We start from the raw sequence: 24,362 nt of genomic DNA, 5'->3' as shown, positions 1-24,362 counted from the left end.
CGCCGAAAACCACCGAAGGGGACGCTGTTTCGGCACGTCACGGTCGATGACCGTAGGTAATTGACAAGGTAGGTGATTTCACACTAATCTCGGTGTCCGATTTGCGATGAGTTGGCTTTTTCGACGTCCCGCGGGGCCGCGGCACCGCACGTGGGGAGCAAGCAGTGACCACCGAACCCGAGCTCGCCATCGAGGCTTCCGGTCTGGTGAAGACCTTCGGCGAGACCAGGGCCGTGGACGGCGTCGACCTGTCCGTGCGGACCGGTTCCGTCTACGGTGTGCTCGGTCCGAACGGAGCAGGGAAGACAACGACCATCCGGTTGCTCACGACCTTGTTGCAACCGGATTCCGGATCAGCGCGGATATTCGGCCACGATCTGGTGCGCGAGGCGGGCGCGATCCGTACCAAGGTCAGCCTCACCGGACAGTTGGCGTCGGTGGACGAGGACCTGACCGCACGCGAGAACCTGTACCTGTTGTCCCGGCTCCAGGGTTTCTCCCGCACCGCGGCGCAGGAACGGGCGGACGAGCTGCTCGACGGCTTCGGACTGGCGGACGCGGCCGCGCGCCAGGTCAAGACGTTCTCCGGAGGTATGCGACGGCGGCTGGACATCGCCGCCAGCATCGTGGTCTCACCGGAGCTGCTGTTCCTGGACGAGCCGACCGCGTCGCTGGACCCCCGAAGCCGCAACCAGGTGTGGGAGATCGTCCGGGCCCTTGTCGAGGTCGGCACCACCGTCCTGTTGACCACCCAGTACCTCGAGGAAGCGGACCAGCTCGCCGACCGGATCGCGGTCATCGAGCACGGCAAGGTCATCGCCGAGGGGACGCCGGGTGAGCTGAAGACCTCGGTGGGCTCGGGCACACTGCACCTGCGCCTTGCCTCGGCCGACCAACGCGCCGACGCCGAGCGGGTGCTGGGCAGGTTCCTGGAGGACCCCGCGGGCGTGCGGTCCGATCCGGTCGCGCTGTCCGCCCGGGTCCCCACCGAACTCTCGGCACAGGCCGCCCAGGAACGGGTCCGGCAGGCCCTGGCCGAGTTGGCGTCCGCCGGTATCGAAGTCAACGAGTTCTCGTTCGGCCAGCCGAGCCTGGACGAGGTGTTCCTGGCGATCACCGGCCACCGCCCGGACGACGGCAGCACCAACGGCAGCGACCCCGACAAGGAAGACGTCGCATGACACCCCCAAGACCCAACACAGGCCACGTGGCACCCAACCGCACCTCAGGGGAACGTGACGCAAGCCAACCACCAGTACGCACTGAACTGAACGGTGCCAACCCAAGGTGACCAAGGGTAAAAATCCCGGGGAGGCGGAACAGCCAGTCATGACCGCGCAGTCGAATCAGTCGATCACCGCTACCACGCCCGACGAAGCCACCCGCGCGGTGCTCATCCGCTCCCGCCCGGCCCAGGCTGGTGCCGGCACCACGACATGGGTGTTCTGCCAGCGAGCGCTGCTCAAGCTCAAACACGGCCCGGACCAGCTGTTCGACGCCATCGGGCTGCCGATCATCCTGACCCTGATGTTCACCTACCTGCTCGGCGGCGCGCTGGCCGGTTCACCCACGGCCTACATCCAGCAGCTGACCCCGGGGATCCTGGTCATGACGCTCACGTTCATGACCGTGACCACGGGGTTGAACCTGAGCACGGACCTCGCGAAGGGCGTGTCGGACCGGTTCCGCTCGATGCCGATCTGGCAGCCGGGAACGATCATCGGCGCGATGGCCGGTGACATCGTGCGCTACCTGGTCGCCTCGGTCGTGGTGATCGGTCTCGGGCTGGCGCTCGGGTTCCGGCCGGCCGGCGGAGTGGTGGGTGTCCTGCTGTCATTCGTGGTCATGATCGTGTTCGTCTACAGCCTGACCTGGCTGTGGATCTCGCTGGGACTGGGTCTGCGCGCACCCGAGGCGATGCTGAACATCAGCATGATGATCCTGATGCCGCTCTCGTTCCTCAGCAACATCTTCGTGAACCCGGACACCATGCCCGGCTGGCTCGAGGCCTTCGTCACGGTCAACCCGCTGACCCAGGTGGTGACCGCGGTCCGCGGCCTGATGTCGGACACCGTGACAGGGAGCCAACTGCTGTGGGTCCTCGTCGGCTGTGTGCTCGTCACCGCCGTCTTCGCGCCGCTCGCTCTGCGGAAGTACCGCACCAGGCAATGATCTCCCCGCACCGGCCAGGACTTCTAGCCGGTCGTGAGCGCGATCAGGCGGGGCACCACGTCCGCGGGCGAAGGCAGCTCCGCCACCTCGGCGCGCACCTCACGGGTGGCGATCCGCAGGTCCTGGTCGGTGAGCAGTCGCTCCAGCATCGAGGCGTCCACTTCCTCCTGGGTCGTCACGATGCCGATGCCCCGTTTGGCCACGGCGGGGCCGGTGGTCTCGTTGCCCTGGTCGAGGGGATCCAGCGCCAGCAGTTGCGGGATCCCCGCCTCGATCGCGGTCATCGTGGTGCCCGGCCCACCGTGGTGGACCACCGCGGTGCACGTCCGCAGCAGCGCGTCCAGCGGGGTCCAGCCGATCGGCCGCACGTTCGGGGGCAGCTCGCCGAGCGGGGCGAGGTCGACATCGCCGAGTGCCAGCAGGAACTCCGCGTTCACCTTGCCCGCTTCGCCGACCAGCCGCGTGAGCTGCTCGATGCCGTAGTAGCCGTAGAACCCGCCTGGCCGGACCGATCCCATGGTGATGGCGATCCGGGGACCGTCCGCCGGGGCGGGCAGCCGCTCCCCCAGTATCGCGCCGCCGTTGAACGGGATCTCCCGCATGAACCAGCCTTCGGGCTCTTGCGGCAGCATGCTCGGCGGCAGGTGCTCCACAGTGACCGCGGGTTGGCGCACCGAGTCGATCCCGTACGTGTCGCAGAGATCCGGCAGGCACCGCGCGACGGCCTCGTGCAGGCCGCCGGTCCGTACGATCCCCAGATTGCGTTGGACGGCCGGGACACCGCAGCGCGCCGCGGCCATCAGGCCGACAGTGGCCGACTGCTCGTACACGACCAGATCCGGTCGCCACCGATCCACCAGGTCCATGGTGCCCGCCACGAGCGGACGGTTCAGCGCCGCGAAGAACACCGCCCATGGCGTCGGGTCGTCGGTGAGCGTGGAGGCCCACCACTCCTCCGCGAGCTTCGGGTTGTCCTCCAGGGCTTTCTCCAGCACGGCCATGCCGTCGTAGCCCGGGGCGACATCGACGATGTGCAGGCCCGTGCGTGCGGCGATCTCGGTGTGCTCGCCGAAAGCCACGAGCACCTCGTGCCCCGCGGCACGGAACGCCCACGCAAGCGGCACCAGGGGAAACAGGTGGCTTATTCCGGGGATGAAGGAGAACAGCACTCGCACGACAGGCAGTCCTTCCGTCGGCAACCTGAGAATCATGCTACTGGTTCGGATAGTTAATGCAACGTCCTGACACAGCTGTTTCGCCGTGCGCACCGAGCCGCTTCAAGAGAAGCTAGTGACGTATGCCAATCTGTACGCTCACACCGATCGAGGAAGGTTGAATTCTCATGGTTCCGCACCAGATCGAGCTGGACATCGACATCGCCGCGACGCCGGAGAACGTCTGGGCCGCGCTCACCGAAACGGAGCACATTCGCGTCTGGTGGGCCTTCGGCGGCGCCGAAGTGGATCTGCGGCCGGGCGGGGCCATGGTCTTCCGCTGGGAGGAGCATGGCGAGTACCACTCCGTGATCGAGACGGTCGAGCCCGCGAAGCGCTTCACCTTCCGCATGTCGGCCACCCCGGGCGAGCAGCCGGGCCCCCGCAACGAGACACTGGTCGACTTCACGCTGTCCGCCACCGCGAACGGCACTCACCTGCGGTTCACCGAAAGCGGCTTTCCCGAGCTGAACGGTACGGACGAGGAGAAGCAACAGCACGCCGAGATCTCGGAGCAAGGCTGGACCGGTGGCCTGGACACGCTGAAGGGCATCGCCGAGAAGCTCGACTGACCCCAGGCTCGTGGACGGACGCCGTGCCCGCGAGGCGGGCACGGTCCACGATCGGCGCAACCTTGACGTCCGGAGATGTCGCTACGTAATCTGGTAGTGACGGGAGGGCCCAGGGCCTGTCTCAGAGCCCTCGATCGCGACAGCCGGGGCTTCGAAACAGTCACTGGCCGGCCATCCGGTGTCCGCGACGCAGGGGGAAGTATGTCCACGCTCGCCCTTCGCACAATGCCGATCCGGCCCACCACATCGAATGGCCCGCACCGCGCCGCTGTCCACGGCTGCCGTGCGCTGTTCACAGTCGCCGATGCCGGCCGCCGCTGACCGGCGCCGTCCGAGCGGACGGGGTGCGGCCCGCGCCACCGCGGTCCTCGTGACGGGAGCGCTGGTTCTGCTCGCCGCCGTGCCCGCGTACGCCCAAGGGCACGACCACGGTATCGACGGTCCGCGCGCACTCGAAGACCCCGTTGTGCTGCGCATGATGCTGCTCGGCTCGATCACGGCCGTCACCGGTTTCGCCTTGGTACGCCCCTTTCTGCCGCCAGCGGGCCTGGTGACCCGGGTGGGCGTCGCCGCACTGGCCGCGCTCGGGGTACTGCTGGAGCTGATGCTCGGCGGCCGGTCGCTGGCGCCACAGGTGGCGGTCATCGTGGTCCTGGTTTCCCTGTGCGCGCCGGTCCTGCTGGTCGTCACCCGGGATGACCGCCTCAGCCACCTGAGTGGACGGACCCGCAAGACCGCGCCGTGGCTGCTGTCCCTGGCGGCCGTCGGTGCCATGGTGCTACTGGCGTCGGCGTGGTTCGGCGGGCAGGAGCCGGATGAGCTGTCGAGCGCGCTGCACGGCGGCGTGATCGTGGGCCTGGCGGGGTTGGCTTGGTTCACCGTGTGCGAGCACCGGCCGCGCACGGGCACGCTCCTGCTGCGCGGCCAGCCCGCCGTGCTTTCCCTCGTCGTGCTGGCGGCACTCGCCCATGCGACGGTCATCGGCAAGCCCTACCCGGCGTCCCCTGGCGTTCCGGCGTGGGCCAAGCTCGCCATCGGTGACACGGGCGTGGGAATTGTCGTGGCGCCGCATCGTCCTGGGTGGAACCTCGTGCACACGACTGTCCCGGACGTCACCGTCGACGCGGGCCAGAAGGGTTCCGTGCAGGTCGCCAAGCGCCCCGGCACCCAAGGCGGGTGGGGCCTGATCCAGTTGCCCGAAGGCCGCAGCGAGCTGACTGTCCAATGGGGACAGATGTCCGGCACGATGCCGATCGACACGGGTTACGACACCTCGGCCCGCCCCGAGTTGGCCGGTACTGACGGCCCCGAGTGCATGAGCGCACTGGTCGGAGCGGCACTGGCCGGGAATCCGGCTCAGGCTCGGTGCCCGGCCGACGATCTGTCCGACCAGGACAAGCGGGCTCTGCTCGGGATGACGGACTTCCTGGCTCGCCGCCAGGTACCAGCGATCACCCTGGTCACCGATGCCTCGCCGCGGTCGGTCTCGGCCGAGCGCGCGGTGCGCGCGGAAGCGGGACGACGAGGGCTCAAGGTGGCCACCCCCGACCAGCCCACGGGTCCGGTCTTCGTCGTGTCCGGCTGGGAGTCCGCCTCGGCGGCACTGCACCGGGTCGCACGCGGCGAACTGCCCTCGGAGGGCGCGTACCTCGCGCCCTGGCTGCTCACCGCACCGTTGCTGAGCATCCCGGCCGGGCAGCTTCTCCCCCTCGACTTCAACCCCACCGACGAACTGCCCCAGCAGTACGTCACCCAGCTGCGCACCCGTTTCCCCGGAGAACCACCGACCGCCGCGGGATACCGGGCGTGGGCGGGTAACCGGCAGCCCGCGGCGGACAAGCCCCGGTTGTACGCCGCGTCCACCATCAACACCCTGCTCACCCAGGACCATCACCGCGACGCGACGGGATGGCTCCCCGGTGGCGCGGTCACCGCTGTCACCGGGCCACTCGGCGAACGCTGACGGGAGTCGGAGATGGATCAGCACGTGCCCACACGGTCGGGCAGCCCGTGGATAGTCCTCGGCGTGGTGTCGACCGGGGTGCTGATGGAGGCCATGGACGCCTCGATCGCCACGGTGGCGAACCCGTCCATCGCCGCCGACCTGCACACCGGACTGGACACCCTGCAGTGGGTGGTCAACGCCTACCTGATCGCGCAGGCGGTCCTGCTGATCGCGGCAGGCAACCTCGGTGACCGGTTCGGTCACCGCCGCGTCTTCTTCATCGGCCTGGTCGGGTTCGTCACGGCTTCCTTGCTCGTCGCCCTGTCCGGCGGGATGATCTCGTTGATCGCCTTCCGGCTCCTGCAGGGTGCCTTCGGAGCGATGCTGCTGCCGAGCGCACTGGGCATTCTGCGCGGGACGTTCCCCGCCGACCAGCTGAAGCTCGCGATCAGCGTGTTCATGGGCGCGTTCGTGGTCGGCGGCGTTCTCGGGCCGGTCGTGGGTGGTCTGGTGCTCAACCACGCCGGGTGGCGGTGGGTCTTCCTGATCAACGTGCCGCTCGGCGCGCTCGCCCTGGTCCTCGGCCTGCTCACGATCCGGCGGAATCGGATCCATGACGACACGGTCCGCCCGATGGACCTGTCCGCGGTGCTGCTGCTGGCGCTGACCCTGCTGGGTCTGCTCGTCGGCCTGAGCCAGGGACCGTACCGGGGCTGGACCAGTCCCGTGACTCTCGCCAGCTACGCGGTCGCCATCGGCTTCGGCACCTTGTTCGTCCTGCGGGAGCGCGCGGCCAGGGCGCCCCTTCTCCCACCACACCTGTTCCGGACCCGACCGATCATCGCCGCCGTGCTGCTGACGCTGCTCGTCGGCGGGTTGGCGTTCGGGTCGTGGTATTACGTCATCCTGTACCTGCAGAACATCAGGGACCACTCGCCACTGGCGGCGGGGTTGTACCTGCTGCCGGTCACCGCGGCGTTCGTGGTCGGCTCCCCGCTCGGCGGACTGCTCAACCAGAGGTTCGGTTCCCGAACCCCGCTGCTGACCGGACTGGTGCTGGTCGGCGCGGGCCTCGGCGGTCTGTCCCAACTCGACGGAACCACACCCGGTTTCGTGATCTGGCCGTTGCTCGTGGCGACCGGGCTTGGCACGAGTTTCGTGACGCCCACAGCGATGGAGGTGATCGTCGGCAACACTCCCGAGAAGATGGCGGGAGTGGCGTCCGGTCTCGGCCAGACCGCATTGCTCGTCGGCAACGCGATCGGTGTTTCGGGCATCGGCACGATCATCGCCGCCGGTGTCCGCGGCTCCCTTCCGGACCACCTGGCGGATCAGGGCGTCCCAGCGGGCGTGGGCGCGCAGTTGTCCGGCGCGGTCGGACAACTGGCCGAAGGGCGGGTACCCGCGGTGTCCCCTGAGTTCGGCACAGCGGTCCGATCCGCGGCGCACTCGGCGTTTCTCGACGGGCTCCAGGTCGGTCTGCTGGTGGCCTGTTTGACGGTGTCCGCCTGCGTGGTCCTGCTGATCGCGGTTCCGCGCGCCAGGAGGGCCGTGCCGGATCGAACCGACACCGCCCAGCCGCCGATACCACGTACGACGGCCTGATCTATGCCGGGTGGACTCTGCTGGACGGCAGGGACAACGCCGACCCCCACCAGGAGAGCTCCTGGATGGGCACACGGAGTCCTTCCCCGAACTCCGTGATGTGGTAGCGGCCGGAGTCCTCATCGAGAATCCCGCGTCCCACCAGCGTGTCGAGCCGCGGCAGCAACTCGCCGTCCGAGATGGCGTCGTCGGCGACCGATCGACACAGCTCCGCGAAGTCCGCGTCGGCCACCAGCAGTTCACGGATCAGCAGCAGCGTCACCTCGTCGCCGAGCACGTCCAGCCCGGCCGCGAGCGGGCACAACTGCCCGTAGGGTTTCTGGGGTCGCACCGGACCTCGCTTTCATTCGAACGGGACAAGCGCCCGCGCCATCTCCTCGGGGATCGCCACCGGCTCGACGCCGTTCTCGGTCCTGCGCAGGCACGCCACTGTCTGACTGCCGCGGGCCACCCGCTGGCCCGCCCGCCGGAAATCGAAATCCATCACCACCCGGTTGGTGTGCCGGGCACGCAACGTCATCTCGATGTCGATCTCGTCGAGTGCGTAGCACTCCGCGTAGTAGTCCATGTCGCAGTGCACTGTGGCCATCGCGAGCTCACCGGACTGCAACGCCTTGAGCACCCCTGGCGCCTGCTCGGCGAGGAAACTCTCGCGGCAGTGTCCCTGCCAGCGCAGGTAGTGCGCGAAGTAGACGTTCCCGACCAGGTTCGTCTCGTCGAAGGTGACTCGGTGGGTGTGGTGGTACGCCCGCACATCATGTCCTTCCACTGTCCGAAATGGTCGTTGCGACGACGACGGACCCGACCGCGCCGGTCGCCACGACCGTGTCGCCGGACCGCAACAGCACCAGCTCGGCGTCCACGACCTCGGCCAGGTCCAGCGCCCCTTGGTGGGCCAACGCCGTCCTGGCCCGGCGGACCCGGTCGGCGCTGATCTCGTGGTTCTCCCCGGCCTGCCGGGCCACGACCGCGGCGAGTTCCGCGTCACGCAGGTCCAACAGCGGATGTGCGCCATTGGTATGGTCCAGGGTGGACAATTCTGCTCCGCCTTCGATCCCCGCCTCGATCAGCCGCCGGGAGATCATCGGCCCGGCGAGGGGCTCCGGCAGCCGCCCCGGCCACCGGATCGACCCGACAGCGCGCAGCCGCAGGCCGAGCCACCGGCTGACCGCCCGCCCGGTGGAGTCCACTGTGTGCACGTCGAAGACGTAGTCGTCGGCGGTGTGCTCGCGTTCCTCGGCGCGTACCTGGATCAGCCCGCAGGGCTCACGCCAGACCGTGAGTTCGCCGACCTCCACCGGGAGGACCCGCCGGTGCGGCACACACGCCTGCAGGATGTGAATGGTGGCGTCGTGCGCGCCCGGGTCACCGAGCAGCAGCCTGCCGTCGTGGAACTCGGAGAACCACGAGCCGGGCGAAGCCGTGATCCACGCGGTCAACCGGAACGCGGTCAGCTGTTCGTAGTCGACGAGCCGACGGAATCGTCCACTGTGGAAGAAAAGCGGCCCGTAGTACGGACTCGGTCCGGTTTCGCGCCGCGCGGGCGGCGTCACCGCGACGTCGGGCGGCTGGGCCGCAACGGTCCGCAACGTCGCGGTGAACCGGTCACCGGCGTAGCCGTCGGAGTCGTCCCGGACCACCACATCGACACCGGCGCCGGTGGTCAGCGCCGCGACCCGCATCGTCCGGTTCGCGCGCTCGCCGACCAGCACCGGCGACCGCAGCCGCACATCCGCGAAGCACCACCCGTCATCCCACCCAGCCGAGCGTGCCGTCTGCGCCATGGCTTCCAGGCCGACCACCGCGGGCAGCACGGGGACGCCGTCGACGCGGTGTTCGTCGAGGTACGGGTCCGTGCCCAGCGAGAGCTCCGAGTCGGTCACCGCCTCCACGCCCGGAACGTGGGCGACGACCTCCTCGGTGAACCGCATCGGCGAGTGGTCCGGCCCGTCGATCGTGAGCGTCGGGCTGCTGGGCACGCGAGCTGAGAGGAGCAGCGTGCCCGGCGCGTCCGGTGCGGCGAGGGCGTCGATCATCGCACTCGCCCCGAGCGCGGGCTCGATCGGCACGATGCCCTGGGACCGCAGCACCTCGACGACGCCCATCCGCGGCGCCATGCCGATCTCGTCCCACACGGACCACTCGAGCACCCGGGTCAGGCACGCCGGATGCGACCGCGCCCAGTCCGACAGCGAGTGCCGCAGCCAGTCGTTGGCCACGCAGTACTCGGACTGGCCGGTCAGCCCGCGCCTGCCGATGATCGAGCCGAAGCCGACAAGCAGCCGGATCTCCTGCTCCACTTCGGACACCAGCAGGTCGGCGCCGCGCACCTTCGGCGCGAGCGTCCGCGCCAGTGACTCCGCGGTGACCTCGGCCAGCGCACGGGGTTCGTTGATCCCGGCGCCGTGCAGCACAGCCCGGACCGGACCGAACTCCCGCGCGGCCTTCACGGCCTGGCGCACGTCGTCGCGCTCGGTCAGGTCACACCGGACGTAGTGGGTGCCGTCGGGTGCCTGCCGCTCGGACCGCCCGAGCACCACCACGGTGCATCCGGTCCGCGCGGCGAGTTCCTTGGCGCACAAGGCAGTGATGCCGGACAGTCCGCCGGTCACCAGGCACACGTCGCCGGGGCCGACCGGCAGCGGGCCGGTCTGGCGGGCCCGGGACGCCCGCGTCACGGCGTGTTCCACAGTGCCGTCGGCGTTCACACGCAGCTCGCGATAGCCCGACTGCCCGGCGACCTCCAGTCCTACCCGGCCACCGCGGGGCACCTGGACGACCGTGGCCGCACAGCCCGGATGCTCGGCGACGCAACTGCGAGCGATCGCGGCCGCCGCCGGATGGCCTTCGTGCACGACGACGATCCGCTCCGGCCGTTCCCGGCCGATCCGCCGCAGGATTCTTGCCACGTCGGGGACTTGGGCGTCGGCGCTCAGCCAGAACACGATCCCGGCGGTGTTTCCCGCCGTGGCTGCCTCGGTCAGCCAGTGCCCGGCAGGGGCGTCCACGATCCAGTTCAGGGCGCGGTCGGCGGGTTCCGGCGTGAACGGTACCCAGTGGTGTTCGAACGACCGCACCCACGGCCGTACGCCGACGATGCCGTCCGAGTCACGGCTTTCCGGTTGCGAGGCGAGCAGTTCCGCCACGTCCCGCACGGTCGTGTCGGCCAGCGTCTCGGGCATCCCGGGTGGCTCGACGCCAAGCACCTTGGCCACCGCGGCGACGGTCTGCAGCACCTGCAACGAGTTCAGGTGCAGGTCACCCAGCAGCGTCCGGTGCGGCTCGATCGAGCTCACCGGCAGCTCCAGCGTGGTGCTCAGATACCGGCGCACGACGTCGATCGACCCGCCCTGTGCACTGATCTCCGGCTCGGGCGCGGTTTCCTGGCGTGTGGCGGTCGGCGTGGTCGGCGGGGCGGTGATCACCTCGCACGGGTTGGCCAGGAACGTCATCGGCGCGTCGATGTCCAGCGTCCGGTGCGCCCGCCCGGCGAACCAAGGCTCCAGGTTTCCCGCCCCGACGGCGGCGATCGCCGCCGTCGCGAGCGCGTGCCGGGCCGGGACACCGCAGTCCATCGACACGGCAACCACATCCGGACCGACGAGCGACGTGAGGCTGGTCCCGCTGCCTGCCTCCACCAGCAGGTCACAGGACGCGACCAGGCCTTGCAGCGCGTCGGTGAACCAGACCGGCTCGGTCAGCTGCTCGACCAGCAGGTTCGGCAGGTCCGGGCGGTCAGGCAACGACTTGCCGGTGACGGTGGAGAACACCGGACGCCGCAGTGGGCCGTACTCCAGCGACCGCACCGCGGCGTGCAGCGGAGCTCGAACGGGGCGCATGGCCGCGCTGTGGAAACCGTGCGACACCTGCAACATGGTCGCCGAGATCCCCCTGCGTCCCGCCCTTTCCACGACGGCGGCGACGTCGTCCCGCGCCCCGGCGACGGTGGTCCGGTCCGCCGCGTTCACCCCGGATACCGAGACCTCCAGTCCGGCCAGCAACTCCGACAACCGGTCCGTGCCGACGCCGAGGCTGGCCATCGCGGTGCCGGGCACGCCGTAGTCGGCCATCAACCGGCCGCGCGTGGCCGCCAGCGTCAGGCCGTCCTCCGGGGTCAGGGCACCGGCCCACACCAGGGCGCTGATCTCGCCAAGGCTGTGGCCGGCCGCTCCGACGGCACGACAGCCGACGGTGTCGAGCCACGCGATGGCGGCCAGTGACTGCCGAACGATCACAGGCTGCGCGACAGCGGTGTCCGTGTCCCCGTCGCGCACGTCGCCGTCGGGCAGATCCGGTACGTCCAGGTCACGGGCCCACCAGTCGAGCCTCGTGCGAACCGGGGACGCCTGGCCGGGGAACAGCAGCCCCACTTTGGCGGGTGGTCCGCTGGCGAGGACGTATCCGCCTTCTCGCACCACGAGGCGGCCGTCCCAACCGGACAGCCGTTCGCACGCGTTCCTGGCCTGCGCCGCCAGGTCCTCCGGGCTCCCGGCGACCAGTGCGCACCGGAACACCTGATTGCGGTACCGGCGGTGTTCGGTGGCGGCGAAATCGTGCAGTTCCGCGTTGCTGAGCTGGCCGGCCCGCGCGCTGATCGCTTCCAGCCGGACGGCCAGTTCCGCCTGGGACGGCGCCGACAGCAGGACGATCTCGGCCGGGGGCAGCGGCTTGCTCCACGCTCGAACGCCCGCCGGGATGGTCCCGCTCCTACCGGGGCTGCCTTCCAGCACGACGTGCGCGTTGATTCCGCCGAAACCCATCGAGGACACCGACGCGCGCCGGACCGCCGCGGTCCACGGCTCCGGTTCGTCCAGCACTCGCAGCGGGGTTTCCGGGAGGCGCAGCAACTCGTGCGGGTCCTCGCAGCCTGTGGTCGGCGGAAGGACCCGATGGTGCAGGGCGAGCGTCGCCTTGATCAGCCCGGCGACACCGGCCGCCGCCTTGGTGTGGCCGATGTTGGCCTTGACGGACCCGAGTGCGGCGCGCGGCGCACCGGCTCCGCGGATCCCGACCAGGGCATGCAGTTCGACGGCGTCGCCCACCGCGGTACCAGTGCCGTGCCCTTCGACGAGCCCGACCGAGACCGGGTCGACCTGCGCGATCCGGTAGGCCCGCCGCAGTGCCCTGGCCTGCCCGGCCTCCTTGGGGCGGGTCAGCCCACCGGCGCCGTCCGACGACGTCCCCCAGCCGATGACGGTCGCGTACGCGCGCAGTCCCGCCGCCTCGGCGTCCTCGGCACGCACCAGCGCCACGACCCCGGCACCCTCGCCTGGCAGGAAGCCGGTCGGGCTGGCGTCGTAGATCCGCATCTCACCGTCCGCCAGCGCACCCAGCCTGGAGAACCCGACCAGCTCGAACGGGTCGAGACTCAGGTCGACCCCACCGGCCAGCACGAAGTCCAACTCGCCGGAGACCAGGGCACGGCAGGCGTGCAGCACCGCGAGCAAGCTCGACGAGCACGCACCGTCCACCGTGTACCCGGTACCGCCGAGGTCGAAGTAGTTGCAGATCCGGCCCGCGATGGTGTTGGCGAGCGCACCGGCCAGAGATTCGTCGCCTGGCACTGGGAACGGCTGTTTGACCAGCGCCTCCAACTCGGCCAGTGTCCGCTCGGCCTGGTCGCTCCCCACCCCGGCGGTGCTCAGTGCGGCGCTCGCGGCCCGGTGCAGGAACGGCCAGCGGTACCGCACCTGCGCGGCCCGCGTGAACTCCCCGGTGAGCGTGTTTCCCAGGATCACGCCGACCCGGTCCCGGTCCAGCCCGCGTGCCTCCGGGTAGCCCGCGTCTGCCAGCGCGTCGGCCGCCGTTTCCAGCGCCAGCCAGTGCGTCTGGTCGGCGGCGCGGTACAGCGGACCGGGCACGCCGAACCGTTCCCGGTCGAACCGGTAGTCCCGCAACACTCCGGCGCTGCGGACGTACGTGCGCTCGGTCTCGTCGGCCGAACCCAGGTACGCCGAGGACAGACGCTGCTCGGGCAGCCGCCGAAAGGCACGGCGCCGCCCGAGGACCGTCTGCCACAGCTCACCGGTGTTCACGGCGTCGGGATACCGGCAGCTCATCCCGACGATCGCGATCCGGTCACTCATGTACTGCTCCGTGGCACAGGCGCGGGCGCGGGCGCGGACCTCGGCAGCCGAGGCGCCACGTAGAGCACGACACCACGCAGACCACAGGTGATCACCAGCGCGAAGAACAGACCGAACACCACACCCGACAGCACCAGCACGCCGTAGACGGCCGCACACGTCAGCCCGAAGACGACCTGGTTGCGCGGGACCATCGGGCTCGTCGCCGGGTCGGTGATCATGTAGTTGGTGAACAGGATGAACGCCAGGCCGGTCATCGGCAGCAAGGCGCCGATCAGCGCGTGGTCGAAGATCGCCCACCGGAGCACCGCCTGCGCCGCGAACCCGCCGAGCCAGGCGAGGATCAACGGCATCTTGCCGGTCAGCTTGAGGTTCAGCATCGTGCCGAACATCAGGATGCCCAGGGGCAGCAACCAGTCCAGCCCGCCGATGGTGAAGCTGGTGAAGTGGTACGGCGGGGCGATGCCGACCCACGGGAACACCAGCAGGACCACGACGATGCCGAAGTTGGACGGGTTCAACACGTGCCGCAGCCGCCCGCGCACACGAAGACGGAACGCGTACTTCGACCCGTTCGCGATCACGATAGCCAGCACATACGGCCACAACGACGCGTTACCCCACAACAACATGCCGCACGCGAGGCCGGTGATGTGCGCGGGCAGCAGGAAGACCACCATGTTCTTCCAGCCGCCGGCGTACTCCGGCGTCCGATCGTGCGCCCACGCGTCCAGCATCTCGAACAGGATGATGCTGGCGTAGCTCACCAGCGCGGCGACGATCGGGGTGATCGGCGCCTGCTCGAAGCCGAGCAGCGCGTGCCCGACGATGTTGAAGATCGTGATCGTGGTCGCGAACCTGGCCAGCGCCCGGACCCTGCGCGCCTGCGGGGCAAGCGGCGGGGCGGAGACCTGCTTGACGGACTCGGCCGACTCGGCGACCGTCGTCTTCGTTGCGTCTGTTGCCGCTGGGGGCACTGTCGCCGTCATCGAGCTACCGCCGTTCCATCACGCTGGAGCAGTACTGTTCGCCTGCCGGGCTCAACCTGGATCGTCGCGCTGTGCAAGACCTCGCCGTCGCGCCACGTCACGACCGCCTCGGCGGGCGTGCCGCCCGGCAACGCCAGGTGCGTCTGCGGCGCGGAAACGCCGGTGTGCCCATTGGCCGGATAGAGCTGGGTCCGCTGCGGCGCCCGCGGGTGCCGCAACTCGACCTTCGCACCGATCGCCGCGACCTGACCGCCGGCACGTCCCGGCTTGACCAGTGTCAGCACCGCGGACGGCCCCGCCGGAGCGGTGTTGCGCAGGGTCTGCGAGTCCTCCCACTGGTTGGCCACCAACGCGTCCAGCTTGCCGTCGCCGTCGAAGTCACCGAACGCGAGCGCGCGCGTGTTGTCCGGGTAGGAGGTTCCGACCGCGTCGGCGATGTCGAAGAACTTCCCCGAGGAACCCTTTGCCCAGAACCGGTTCGGCTCCTTGCCCGACAGGTCGTCGTCCGGCTCGAACTTCGGCCACGCGGCGGGGAAGCGCAGCAGTTCGTCGTTGCCCATCGCGAGTTCCTGCAGCGTCGGCCAGCGATCGACCTTGCCCTTGAGGAACCCGTTGGCCTGCATGATCTCGTCGGTGCCGTCGTTGTCGAAGTCACCGGCCCGCACGTCCCAGCACCAGCCCGCCCTGGCCAGGCCGAGCGCCTCCGAGCGGTCCTCGTAGGGCAGCTTGCCGTCGAGCAGATCCGTGCCGTTGCCGGTCGGCACGAACGCGAAGTTGCTTTCGTGCAGGGCGAACGGTGTTGTGATGTTGCTGACCACGATGGTCGGCAACGCGTTGCCGCCCTGGTGGGTGAACGCCACTCCCATACCCTTGAACGAGTCGTGTCCCAGCACCTGCGACTTGGGCGTGAGCATGCCGCGCGATCCGGTCACCTCGGTCAGCCGGACGTTGCCCGGCGTCGACCTGTTCACCATCAGCTGGTCCGCGCCGAAGTCGTTGGCCTGGTAGATCTCGGGCAGGCCGTCCCCGGTCAGGTCCTGCAGCCCGGTGGCGAGCGTCCACGACGAGCTGGCCGTCGCGCTGAGCGCGGTGCTCGCGTCGGAGATCACCGGCTCGGTGTCGGGGGTGCCGGTGGGCTTGGTCAGCAGGATCCGGTTGACACCACCGTTGCGGCCCAGCGCCATGGAGTCCTGCATCCGCATCCGGCCGTCGCCCGCCGCGGCGGGGTCCAGCACGCGGGCTCCGTCCGGGAAGTAGTTGCCCACCAGGAGATCCAGGTGCCCGTCGCCGTCGATGTCGCCGACGTTGAGGGTTCCGGTGTTCCACACCGCCACCGGCTCGACCAGTTCGGTCGGCCGGAACTTCGCGCCGTCGGGTGTCGCGATGCCACCGGTGTTGAGGTAGAGGATGGGTGTCCGGCCCCAGTAGTGCACGACGAAGTCGACGTCGCCGTCCTCGTCGAGGTCGGCGGGGACACAGCCCATCGGTGCCATCGTGTGGTCGTACGGCAGTCCACTGGGGATGAGCTGGACCAGCGGGTACGCCGGAGCGCCGGAGCCGGGGACACTGCGCAGGGTCACCGAGTCGTCCCTCGGGTCGACCAGGCAGGCGTCGGTGGGACGGCCGAGACCGCGCAGGTCCGCCATGGCCACCGCAGCACCGACGGACGAGATCCAGCCGCGGATGTGGTGCAGATCAGGGGCGACGGCGCGTTCGCGGCGGGCGCCCGCCGGGGCTTCGTTCAACGCCTGCGCCGCGAATCCGTACCGACCGGCCAGCTTGGTGGCCTCGTCGCCACCGAGACTGGGGCGAACCACGAACAGGCCGACAGTCGTGACAACGACCAGGATTACGGCAAGCGTGACGGTTTTCCGCATGATCTTGGGCACCATGATCCCCCAAACAGACGAAGGGCTTGCACTCCTCAGGTGCGGCTTTGCCGCGCGATCAGCGCGCGCAGCCTTGCTTTCCAACGCAGATACGATCCGACGTCGCTGGTGCCGCCCAGGTCCGTCGACGTGTCGTCGGTCCACGCCGCAGCCTGTGCGACGTCGACATCCAGCAGTTGGGCGCAGGCGCGTTCGGTGTGCGCGGGCACGATCCCCGACCGGAACCGCGCGCCCACCGCGAAAACGACGCCCTGCGACAGATGTGCGCGATGTGGACCCGCCGCGTCCACCAGCCGGTCGCGCCCGGCGTCGTCGGTGGCACCCGCGTACGCCAAAGCGAGCCCCACCCCCGCCCACAGATGGGGCTGGGCAGGCTGCGCCGCCTTCCGGATGACGGTGGCGACGCCCTCGGCGTCAGCGGACTCGACGAACCACAACGCCCGCCCGCACCCAGCCATCCTTGCTTCCCATCTGGGTGACGGCTTCCGGCGGGCACGCCGGTACAGCGCGGGCAAACCACCGAAGTAGACCTCACCGAACCCCGATCCGTCCAGTGCCAGCCAGCGCAACAACGGTGTGGACGGAAGCTTCGGCACAGCGGAAACCCTTGCCACGGTGAAGAACCATCCGGCGCCCACGTGGACGAGATGCGTGTAGGCGGCACCGGGTCCGGCCAGCAGACGGTCCAGCGCACGGGCGCGTCCGGCGGTCGCGAGATCCAGTATCCCGGCGAACATCCCCGCACCCTCGTAGGCGAAGCCGCGTTCTTCGTCGGGAACGGTCGCAAGAGCCTCGTGCGGGTCACGCCACGAGGCTGTCGCATGGTTGAAACCGGCGAGAAAGCTGCGTGCGTGCAGCTCCAGCACGGCTCTGCCGTCCGGCCGGTCGGTCCTAAAACCGCGTTTTTCGAAATCAGCCATGCTGAGCGGCAACCGCAGCAGTGACCGCTTCTCAGTTGTTCTGGAGACAGGAGTCCATGCCATGCGGCTTTCCCCCAACTGACAAATGCTGACACTCGAGCGAAGGCTTTCGGTTCAACCTTCGATAGCTACTCGAGCTCCTTATGGCTACCAGGATCCATCGACCGGAGACAAGGCCGACCTGGGACGTTCGCACATATACACTAACACCACTACGCAGGGTTACACCTGTACCGATACCGCGCCAGAGAAGATCTCCGAACTTGCTCCAAGCGAGCCCGGCCGGTCAAGTCCTGCACTTATGCCAGTCGGTCGATCAACTTTAGACTCTTATAGCTTGACACGACAAGATCGCCGCGACAACCTGCCTGGACGGCGCGCGAACATTCCGACGGACGTTTGTTCAACAGCCAGAGTGCCGCCAGCCCCAGACTGACCTTCACCGTAGATCCGACTACCAAGCTTGGTACCAGCCCGGACGGCTGTTGACAACATCGGCGCCGCAGCCGACGGTCGACGCCGGGATCCGAGCCAACAGGCTCCCCCGCCCACGGCGGCCACTCCACGGGCGCGCGGCAGCCCCCGCGCCGACCGAGACACCCGGGATCCACCCTCGGACATAACTATCGTTTACTAAACTAACGACTTACGGTGTTACGCGTAAGAGTAACGGCTAGCTGCATCTTTGCTGACATCTTGCCATCTAGGCGACCAGTTGACTATGTTAATTTCATGCTCGGTTGCCGGTTGTGCGGAGGCTTGGTCGACGAGCTGCTCGACCTGGGACGGCAGCCACTCGCCAACAGCTTCCCCCGCCCTGACCAGACGACGGACGAGTTCTTCTACCGCCTCGCGATGGGCGCCTGCCGGGACTGCTCGATGATGCAGCTTCTCGAGGAGGTCCCCAGAGATCTCAAGTACCACGACGGCTATCCGTACCGAGCCTCCGGATCAGCCACCCATCGTGATCACTTCACCAGTGTGGCAACCAACTTCCTCGCCCGCGAACTATCTACAAAGGACGCCTTCGTTGTCGAGATCGGCTGCAACGACGGTGTGATGCTGGCCAGGATCGCCAAGGCGGGCGTGCGGCACCTCGGCGTCGAGCCCGCGGGCGGTGTGGCCGAACTGGCCGCGGCCAAGGGAATCGACGTACTCCGGGAGTTCTTCGAAGAGGAGACCGCGGTCCGCATCCGCTCGACGCACGGCCCGGCCGACGTGATCTTCGCAGCCAACACGATCTGCCACATCCCCTACGCGGACTCGCTCATGCGCGGAGTCGCCGCGCTGCTCAAGCCCGGCGGCATCTTCGTGTTCGAGGAGCCGTACCTGGGTACCGTGATCAACGGCATGGCCTTCGACCAGCTGTACGACGAGCACTTCTACTTCTTCACCGTCCGCTCGGTCCAGTCCATGGCCCGGCGGTTCGGCTTCGAACTCATCGACGCCGAGCCGACGCCGCTGCACGGCGGCTCCATGCGCTACACCCTTGCCCTACCCGGGCAGCGTGCCCGGACGGCCAACGTGCGAAGCCTGCTCGCCCAGGAGGAGGAGCTCACCAAGCCCGACACCTACCGGCGGTTCCGCAGCGCGGTCGAACGGATCCGGCACGATCTCGTCGGGCTGCTCGAGCAGCTGAAGCAGGACGGCCGGACGGTGGTCGGCTACGGCGCGCCGGGGAAGGTCACCACAGTCACCAACTACTGCGGCATCGGTCCCGACCTGGTCCCGTACGTCTGCGACTCGACTCCGTCCAAACAGCACAGGCTGGTGCCGGGGACGCACATCCCGGTCCGCCCACCGGACGCGTTCCGCGACCCGTACCCCGACTACGCCCTGTTGTTCGCGTGGAACCACGCCGACGAGATCATCGCCAAGGAACAGGCGTTCCTCGAGGCCGGCGGCAGTTGGATCCTCTATGTTCCGGAGGTGCGCGTCGTCCGACATGTACCGGCCGGACGGTAAGGACGTTGCTATGCCGAAGGTTGCGGTACTCACCAACGACCTGCAGTACGACTTGGTCAACAAGAGCGAGGAACGTCGCGACGTGGTGTACTCGGTGGTGCCGCGGCTCGCGGAGTTCCTGGACACCCTGCGGTCGCTCGATGTCCTCGTCGTACACCTGCAGCTGATCAACCGCCCGGAGGATCCGAGGGCCGAGCGGTACGACGGCTGGCTGCCCGCGACCGCGGACTCGCCTGGTCGTGCCGTGCTCACGGACATCGTGGCCGACGTGGACGTCACCGTGTGCAAGCACCAGGCAAGCGGGTTCTTCGAGACCGACCTCGACCGGATCCTGCGGGACGCCGGCGTGCAGGACGTGATCGTGGTGGGCATGCACACGCAGATCTGTGTGCAGACCACGGCCGCGGACGCGTACTTCCGGGGCTACAACGTCTGCGTACCCCAGGAGGGTGTGATCTCCGAACGTCCGGCGGACACCCAGCGAGCGCTGGACTGGATCGGCTCGTACTGCGGGGCCGTGCTGCCGATGAGCGACGTGGTCCGGCGGGTCAAGGACGGCACCCTCGCCGAGGTCATGCCCGCGCCAGCCTCGTGAACAGGCCTGAAGGAGACGGGATGACCGGCGACAAGATCACCCTTGACCACGGCGCGGGCGGCGGGCTGAGCCACGAGCTGATCACCGGTGTGGTGGCCACGACGCTCGGCGCGGTGTACGTCGGGCAGATGGAGGACAGCGCCACCGTCCCGGTCACGACCGGGCGGATCGCGGTGACCACGGACTCGTTCGTGGTGGACCCGGTGTTCTTCGGCAACGGCGACATCGGCAAGGTCGCGGTCGCCGGAACCGTGAACGACCTCGCGGTGTCCGGTGCCAGGCCGATGTACCTGACCCTCGCGATGATCATCGAGGAGGGCTTCCCCATCGCCGACCTCGTCCGGATCCTGACCAGCGTCCGGGACACCGCCAGGGCCGCCGGTGTGTCCATAGTGGCCGGTGACACGAAGGTGGTGCACAGGGGCCAGGCCGACGGGATCTACCTCAACACCACCGGAGTCGGCGTGTTCGAGCCGGGCACACCGGACCTCAACTCGCGGTCGCTCAAGCCGGGCGACCGCGTCATCGTCACCGGTCATCTCGGCGACCACAGTGTGCACTTGCTGTCGCTGCGGGAAGGCCTCGGGTTCGAGAAACGGGTTCTCAGCGACTGCGCGCCGCTCAACCACGTCGTGGCGGACGTCCTGGCCGCGTGTGGTAACGGTGTGCACTGCGTGCGTGACGTGACCCGTGGTGGCCTCGGAACCGTGCTCAACGAACTCGCCTCCGCGTCCACTGTGGATCTGTGCGTCGACGCGGAGGCGTTGCCAGTGCGGCACGAGACCAAGATGGCCGCCGAGATGCTGGGGGTCGACGTGATCTACCTGGCCAACGAAGGAGTGTTGTGCGTCGTCGCCGACGAGGCGAGTGTGTCCACTGCCGTCGAGGTGCTGCGCGGACATCCGGAGACAGCGCACACTGCCGTGGTCGGCACGGTGTCCGCGGGCGGCGGGCACGTCCGGATGCGTGACGCGAACGGGAGAACGAGCCCCGTCGACCTGTTGTACGGCGCTCAACTCCCCAGGCTGTGCTGATGACCTCCGTACGCAGGACCCTCACGGTGCGGGGCATCGTGCAGGGGGTGGGGTTCCGGCCGTTCGTCGTCCGGGTCGCCGGGGAGCACGGGCTCGGTGGCTGGACGAAGAACGGCACCGGCGGAGCCGTGGTGTGCGTCGAAGGCCGGATGGCCGCTGTCGAGGGCTTCACCCGCGCGCTTCGGGAACACCCGCCTCCGTTGGCTGTCATCGAGACGTGTGAGTACGTCGACGAGGAGATCACCCAGCCGGTCAGCGGCTTCCGGATCGAGCGCAGCGACTCGACCGGGCCCCGGCGGGCCCTGGTTCCCGCGGACACACACGTGTGCGACCCGTGCCGTGCGGAACTGCTCACCCCGGACGACCGCCGCTACCGGTACCCGTTGATCAACTGCACCGACTGCGGCCCCCGGTTCAGCATCATCCGCGACATCCCGTACGACCGGGAGTCGACCACGATGGCCGACTTCCGGATGTGTCCGCAGTGCCAGTCCGAATACGACACGGTCACCGACCGGCGGTTCCACGCACAGCCCAACGCCTGTCCGGTGTGCGGGCCACGAGTTCGGCTCGTCGCCACGGACGGACAGCTGCTGGCCGAAGGCGACTGCCTGCCCGCCGCGGCCGAACTGCTCCGCGCGGGCGCCACGATCGCCGTGAAGGCACACGGTGGCTACCAGCTGATGGTCAATGCCGCCGACAACGCGGCCGTCGGACGGCTGCGGGCCCGCAAGGAGCGGGGCGGCAAGCCGTTCGCGGTGCTCGCCGACGACGTCGGGACCCTACGCCAACACGCCCACGTCTCGGCCGCCGAGGCGGAGCTGCTCCGGTCCGCCGCACGGCCGATCGTCCTGCTGACCAGGCTGCGACCGAGCGGCCTCGCCGAACAGGTCGCGCCGGGGCTCGGCACCCTCGGCGCGATGCTGCCGTCGACCCCGATGCAGCACCTGCTGCTCTCGGCGGGGTTCCCGGTCCTGGTGGCGACGAGCGGCAACGCGCCCGGCGAACCCATGGCCACCACGGCCGACCAGGCTCGGCGTGACCTCGGCACCATCTGCGACGCCTTCCTTGAACACAACAGGGAGATCCACGCCAGGGTGGACGACTCGATCGCCCGGGTGCTGCCGCTGGCCACCGGCCCGCGGCAGCAGGTCATCCGCCGTGCCCGTGGGCATGTTCCGCGGCCGATCACTCCCCCGTTCCCGATGCCCGCCGTACTGGCGGTCGGACCGGAGTTGAAGAACACCGCGTGCCTCGCCTCGGGCGACCGGCTGATCCTCGGGCAGCACATCGGTGACCTGAAGTCCGAGGGCAACCGGCGTTTCCTCGTCGAAAGCGTCGAGCACCTGCGGCACATGTTCGACATGACACCCGCCGTGGTCGCGCACGACCTGCATCCCGACTTCTACAGCACCAGGTACGCCGGCTGCCTCGACCTGCCGCGGATCGGCGTCCAGCACCACCACGCGCACATGGCCTCGTGCATGCTCGACAACAACCTCGACGAACCCGTGCTCGGCGTGATCTTCGACGGCACCGGTCTCGGCACCGACGGCACGATCTGGGGCGGCGAGTTCCTGGCCGGGGACTACCGGCGGTTCTCCCGGCTTGGCCATCTGCGGCCGTTCCGGCTGCCCGGCGGTGACCGGGCCGTGCTGGAGACCGACCGGGTCGCCCTTGCCCTGCTGTTCGAGGCTTTCGGCGAGCAGGCGCGGGATCTCGACCACGCTGTGCTCACCGGCCGGCCGACTGAGGAACGGGACCTGCTGCTCACGATGTGCGCCAAGGGCGTCAACGCGCCGGTGACGTCGAGCGCGGGCCGCATGTTCGACGGTGTGTCGGCGCTGCTCGGCGTCTGCACGCGGATCAGCTACGAGGCGGAAGCCGCGATCCTCCTGGAAGAACTGCTCGGTGGACGGCACGACCCGGCCGGTCCGTGGCCGGTCCGGGTGACGCTGGTGGACGGCAAGCACGTGGTGGACACCAGGCCGTGGATCCGGGCCATCGCCGGACAGGTCACCGAGGTGCCCGCACAGGAGCTGAGCAGGCGGTTCCACGAGAGCCTCGCCACCGCCGTCGTGGAGGTGTGCTGCCGGATGCGCCGGGACACCGGACTCGCGACCGTGGTCTGCAGCGGAGGGGTGTTCCTCAACCGGTATCTGGCCGTAAGCGCCACAGAGCTGCTGACCGCCGAGGGATTCCGAGTGCTGCACCACAGCCGGATCCCACCGACGGACGGCGGTGTCTCCGCGGGACAGGCGATGGTCGCCGCGGCGCATCTGCGCGCAGGACAAGAGGCTTCGCAGTCAAGAACCGCGGACGTGCGTCCTGCGTGACGAGCCGACTCTCTCGAAGGGAGGTGAGCCCATGGCCGACGACCACGGGTTCTACACACCGCTTGGCCGTACCGGCCTCAAGATCCCCCGGCTCTGCCTGGGGACCGTGAGCTTCGGCGGCCGCGTCGAGGAGGACGCCGCGCACCGGCTGATGGATCACGCGCTGGCCCAGGGCATCAACTTCCTGGACACGGCGAACATCTACGGCTGGCGTGTCCACAAGGGATACACCGAGGAGATGCTCGGCCGGTGGCTCGTCGGCCGCCGCTCGGAGGTGCTGCTCGCCACCAAGGTCGGCAATCCGATGAGCGACGACCCGACGGACCGGGGCTTGTCCGCCCGGCACATCGTCGCCGCGTGCGACGCGTCCCTGCGCAGGCTCGGCACGGACTGGATCGACCTGTACCAGATGCACACCGTGGATCGCGCGGTACCGCGCGACGAGATCTGGCAGGCCATGGACAAGCTGGTGAGCCAGGGCAAAGTCCGGTATGTGGGCTCGTCGAACTTCGCCGGGTGGGACCTCGCCGCGACGCAGGAGGCCGCGATTCGCCGCGACGGGTTCGGCCTGGCCGCCGAGCAGTGCGTGCTGAACCTCGTCACCCGGGAAACCGAGTTGGAGGTCATTCCGGCCGCACAGGCGTACGGGATCGGCGTACTGGTCTGGTCGCCTTTGCACGGTGGCCTGCTGGGCGGCGTGCTGCGCAAGCTCACCGAGGGAACCGCCGTCAAATCCGCACAGGGCCGGGCCGCCGCCGCGTTGCACCACCATCGCGAGACGATCGCCGCCTACGAGCGGTTCTGCGCCGAACGCGAGCGCCACCCCGCCGAACTGGGCATGGCGTGGACGTTGTCGCGCCCCGGTGTGACCGGCCTGGTCATCGGGCCCCGCACCACCGAGCAGCTCGACGGCGCGATCAACGCGCTGCACATCACCCTCACCGAGGACGAGCTGTCGATATTGGACATCATGTTCCCCCCGATCGGCGCGGGCGGCCCCGCACCGGGGGCGTGGATGAGCTGACCGGGCCCGCGTGAGC

General features: G+C 69.1%; 17 protein-coding genes. 10 read left to right on the top strand and 7 right to left on the bottom strand.

The annotated features are described in order from the left end of the window. The first annotated feature begins 164 nt into the window (after nt 1-164). Nucleotides 165-1,181: an ATP-binding cassette domain-containing protein gene (locus ALI144C_RS37600; protein WP_076991966.1), complete on the top strand. Its 1,017-nt coding sequence runs from the start codon at nt 165-167 to the stop codon at nt 1,179-1,181. Between the two features lie 148 nt (nt 1,182-1,329). Further along, complete coding sequence (locus tag ALI144C_RS37595) at nt 1,330-2,172, top strand: ABC transporter permease (RefSeq protein ID WP_076991965.1); 843 nt, start codon at nt 1,330-1,332, stop codon at nt 2,170-2,172. Between the two features lie 23 nt (nt 2,173-2,195). Here the strand turns inward: ALI144C_RS37595 and ALI144C_RS37590 are convergent, their stop codons facing one another. After that, nucleotides 2,196-3,347, bottom strand: a complete 1,152-nt coding sequence (locus tag ALI144C_RS37590) for a nucleotide disphospho-sugar-binding domain-containing protein (protein ID WP_076992072.1) — start codon at nt 3,345-3,347, stop codon at nt 2,196-2,198. 167 nt (nt 3,348-3,514) lie between these two features. Between ALI144C_RS37590 and ALI144C_RS37585 the strand changes: the two genes are divergently transcribed. The 3 genes from ALI144C_RS37585 to ALI144C_RS37575 all read left to right on the top strand — a co-directional run bounded on the left by ALI144C_RS37585 (nt 3,515) and on the right by ALI144C_RS37575 (nt 7,508). Beyond that, nucleotides 3,515-3,958, top strand: a complete 444-nt coding sequence (locus ALI144C_RS37585; protein WP_076991964.1) for an SRPBCC domain-containing protein — start codon at nt 3,515-3,517, stop codon at nt 3,956-3,958. A 304-nt stretch (nt 3,959-4,262) separates the two neighbouring features. After that, nucleotides 4,263-5,921: a DUF6239 family natural product biosynthesis protein gene (locus ALI144C_RS37580; RefSeq protein ID WP_143231098.1), complete on the top strand. Its 1,659-nt coding sequence runs from the start codon at nt 4,263-4,265 to the stop codon at nt 5,919-5,921. A gap of 24 nt (nt 5,922-5,945) precedes the next feature. After that, nucleotides 5,946-7,508: an MFS transporter gene (locus ALI144C_RS37575; RefSeq protein WP_168211450.1), complete on the top strand. Its 1,563-nt coding sequence runs from the start codon at nt 5,946-5,948 to the stop codon at nt 7,506-7,508. Nucleotide 7,509: 1 nt separating this feature from the next. On the opposite strand, the gene ALI144C_RS37570 is transcribed toward ALI144C_RS37575, so the two are convergent. The 6 genes from ALI144C_RS37570 to ALI144C_RS37545 are packed head-to-tail and all read right to left on the bottom strand — an operon-like array spanning nt 7,510 to nt 17,455. Further along, complete coding sequence (locus ALI144C_RS37570; protein WP_076991961.1) at nt 7,510-7,839, bottom strand: winged helix-turn-helix transcriptional regulator; 330 nt, start codon at nt 7,837-7,839, stop codon at nt 7,510-7,512. Nucleotides 7,840-7,851: 12 nt separating this feature from the next. Beyond that, nucleotides 7,852-8,277 carry an acyl-CoA thioesterase gene (locus ALI144C_RS55930; protein WP_168211426.1) on the bottom strand — a complete coding sequence of 142 codons (426 nt, stop codon included), beginning with the start codon at nt 8,275-8,277 and terminating at the stop codon, nt 7,852-7,854. Beyond that, the gene (locus ALI144C_RS37560; RefSeq protein WP_076991959.1) at nt 8,264-13,594 is read right to left on the bottom strand and encodes a type I polyketide synthase; all 5,331 of its coding nucleotides are present in this window, start codon (nt 13,592-13,594) and stop codon (nt 8,264-8,266) included. Before ALI144C_RS37560 ends, ALI144C_RS55930 begins: the two co-directional genes overlap by 14 nt. Further along, nucleotides 13,591-14,583: an enediyne biosynthesis protein UnbU gene (locus ALI144C_RS37555; protein ID WP_202819146.1), complete on the bottom strand. Its 993-nt coding sequence runs from the start codon at nt 14,581-14,583 to the stop codon at nt 13,591-13,593. The genes ALI144C_RS37560 and ALI144C_RS37555 overlap by 4 nt, the downstream gene beginning before the upstream one ends. Continuing rightward, on the bottom strand, nt 14,580-16,460 hold the full coding sequence (locus ALI144C_RS37550; protein ID WP_076992070.1) for an FG-GAP repeat domain-containing protein: 1,881 nt from the start codon (nt 16,458-16,460) through the stop codon (nt 14,580-14,582). The genes ALI144C_RS37555 and ALI144C_RS37550 overlap by 4 nt, the downstream gene beginning before the upstream one ends. A gap of 47 nt (nt 16,461-16,507) precedes the next feature. Continuing rightward, nucleotides 16,508-17,455, bottom strand: coding sequence for a DUF1702 family protein (locus ALI144C_RS37545; RefSeq protein ID WP_083753730.1), 948 nt, complete (start codon nt 17,453-17,455; stop codon nt 16,508-16,510). 669 nt (nt 17,456-18,124) lie between these two features. On the opposite strand from ALI144C_RS37545, the gene ALI144C_RS37540 reads away from it, so the two are divergent. The 5 genes from ALI144C_RS37540 to ALI144C_RS37520 are packed head-to-tail and all read left to right on the top strand — an operon-like array spanning nt 18,125 to nt 24,346. Beyond that, nucleotides 18,125-19,357, top strand: a complete 1,233-nt coding sequence (locus tag ALI144C_RS37540) for a class I SAM-dependent methyltransferase (RefSeq protein ID WP_076991957.1) — start codon at nt 18,125-18,127, stop codon at nt 19,355-19,357. A 10-nt stretch (nt 19,358-19,367) separates the two neighbouring features. Then, a complete protein-coding gene (locus ALI144C_RS37535; RefSeq protein WP_076991956.1) occupies nt 19,368-19,952 on the top strand; it encodes a cysteine hydrolase family protein in 585 nt (194 codons plus the stop codon). Between the two features lie 20 nt (nt 19,953-19,972). Further along, entirely contained in the window at nt 19,973-20,986 is a 1,014-nt protein-coding gene (hypE, locus tag ALI144C_RS37530) for a hydrogenase expression/formation protein HypE (RefSeq protein ID WP_076991955.1), read from the top strand. Beyond that, on the top strand, nt 20,986-23,322 hold the full coding sequence (hypF, locus tag ALI144C_RS37525; RefSeq protein WP_076992069.1) for a carbamoyltransferase HypF: 2,337 nt from the start codon (nt 20,986-20,988) through the stop codon (nt 23,320-23,322). The genes hypE and hypF overlap by 1 nt, the downstream gene beginning before the upstream one ends. A 31-nt stretch (nt 23,323-23,353) precedes the next feature. After that, nucleotides 23,354-24,346, top strand: coding sequence for an aldo/keto reductase (locus tag ALI144C_RS37520; protein WP_076991954.1), 993 nt, complete (start codon nt 23,354-23,356; stop codon nt 24,344-24,346). Nucleotides 24,347-24,362 lie beyond the last annotated feature (16 nt).

It is taken from the genome of Actinosynnema sp. ALI-1.44 (assembly GCF_001984155.1).
Taxonomy (GTDB): domain Bacteria; phylum Actinomycetota; class Actinomycetes; order Mycobacteriales; family Pseudonocardiaceae; genus Kibdelosporangium.
Note: the sequence above shows the minus strand (reverse complement) of the source record. Positions and strands in the feature narration are given on the sequence as shown.